The 242-nt window shown below is 64.5% G+C and carries 1 pseudogene; it reads right to left on the bottom strand.

The features are described from left to right. A pseudogene (locus R2R70_RS22655) lies at positions 1-242 on the bottom strand (NADH oxidase); the annotation flags it as partial.

The following is a 242-nucleotide window of genomic DNA, read 5'->3' as shown; positions in this document are numbered from 1 at the left end:
CAGTACCGGGCAGTCGTGGCCTACGCCCTCACGCACGGCAATGATCACCTCTCGCATCAGGCGAATCCGGTTGTCGAGGCTGCCGCCGTAGTCATCCGTGCGCTGATTGAAGAGGGGCGACAGAAACTGGCTGAGCAGGAAACCGTGTGCCGCATGGACCTGTACCCCGACAAACCCGGCTTCACGCGCCAGGCGAGCCGTCGTTGCCATGGCGGCAGGCAACGCCTTGATCGCCGCCAGAC

The organism is Cobetia sp. SIMBA_158, from assembly GCF_046566945.1.
Lineage (GTDB): Bacteria > Pseudomonadota > Gammaproteobacteria > Pseudomonadales > Halomonadaceae > Cobetia > Cobetia amphilecti.
This window is presented reverse-complemented; position numbering and strand designations above follow the sequence as displayed.